The organism is Allobosea sp. TAB14 (genome assembly GCF_052113865.1).
GTDB lineage: Bacteria > Pseudomonadota > Alphaproteobacteria > Rhizobiales > Beijerinckiaceae > Allobosea > Allobosea spartocytisi.
In genome coordinates this window covers 1-1,378 of the sequence record NZ_JBFRDQ010000362.1, presented here as the reverse complement: position 1 = coordinate 1,378, position 1,378 = coordinate 1, and the positions used below count along the sequence as shown (strand labels likewise).

1 protein-coding gene is annotated in these 1,378 nt (G+C 62.8%); it reads right to left on the bottom strand.

Annotation, left to right across the window (positions count from 1 at the left end; genetic code table 11):
* Window positions 1–1,213 (bottom strand): GYF domain-containing protein (locus AB4Y99_RS27620; protein WP_441525600.1); only part of this gene is annotated, 1,213 nt, incomplete at its 3' end.
* Between the last annotated feature and the right edge of the window lie 165 nt (window positions 1,214–1,378).

The window sequence follows — 1,378 nt, the reverse complement described above, 5'->3', positions numbered from 1 at the left end:
GATTGATGGTCCATTGGATTTCAACTGGCTCCCCGACTGACCAATAGGCATCATCGGCCCAAGCCTCGACGGCTTCGCGCATCAAAGTGAAGTGCGCCACCATCACATCGCAGGTCGCGGGCTGTCCCGGTGGCTGCTCACAGCCATGCTTGTCCCAAAGAGGTTGAAGGCGGTTCTTCACCTTTAGATAGGCGAGCGCGGTCTCGTAGTGGGCAAGAAGCCTTTCATAACTGCCGTATCGGACGTTCAGATCGGGGTCCGCTGCGGTCTCCCTGACCGGCCGCATCAGGCGATCGACTGCATTAGCATGCAGGCTGGCGTTGATCTTGCCGGTGAAACTGACGACTTTGGCGCCCTTGTCGGTGGTGAAACTTTGCCACTTCGCGTCGTCGAAGCTGGCGGCGAGCGCCTGCCCGATCGTGGTGCTCTGATAGCCGGTCATGAAGCCGTTTCGAACGATCGCCTCGTCATCGCTCCAGGTGATGACATGCGGGAGGACCGCGGCGGCGATCACGAGCGCGACGGCGCCGATCGGCGCGATCCATGTGACCCCGCCGGTCTTGCGGGCACGCTCCAGGGCGGCAGCCTGGTCCGGCTCCTTTTGGAGAGCTTCCCACCATTTGCGGACGGCATCGAAATACCAGGAGTTGCCATAGAGCGCGATGGCGATGCACAAGCCGAGGTAGCCGAACGTGAAACCGCGCGAGACGTAGGGCGGCACGCTCTCCGGCAGCAGCACATAAGCAATCTGGATCACGAGCACGATGACGCCGAGTACGTGGAGCTTGCGGTAGAGCAGCCAGGCATAGGGCACGACCAGCGCGGGCCAGTTCCATGACGCCACGGTCGCGACCTTGGCCGTGTCGCCATTGGCCTTCGCCAGGATGGAGCGCCACTTGCCGAGGTAATGGTCGTGCTTCGGGCCGATCATTACCTTGGTCAGCGCGCTGTCTAGAAAGCCTTCCGGCCCCGATGTTGCCTGCTCCGGCTTCGGTGGAAGGGCGGGCGGTTCTCTCGGCGGCAGCGGCGGCGGGAGGACGGGCTGAGGTGGGGCTAGCTCGGTAGCGCCGATCCGCTTCCATTCGCTGCCGAAGGTGGCTGTCCAAACTAGACTGGTGAGGCTGATTGCCCCGCTCGCCAGCATCGCCTTGAGCTCGTCGGCGCTGATCGGCCCGCTGCGCTCACCGTTCTTCTCATAGTACCAGTCGCTCACGCCCGTCAGCCTCATCCTTTGCAGCCCAGGATGGGGCAGCACGAGGCCCGCCGGCTTATCCGCGGTCCGTCTCGCTGATCGGGCTTCCCCAGCCTCTACCCGGAGGTTCACGCCACCGGCGATGTTGTTGCAAGAGTCACGCCTCAGCATCTTACATATTATAGT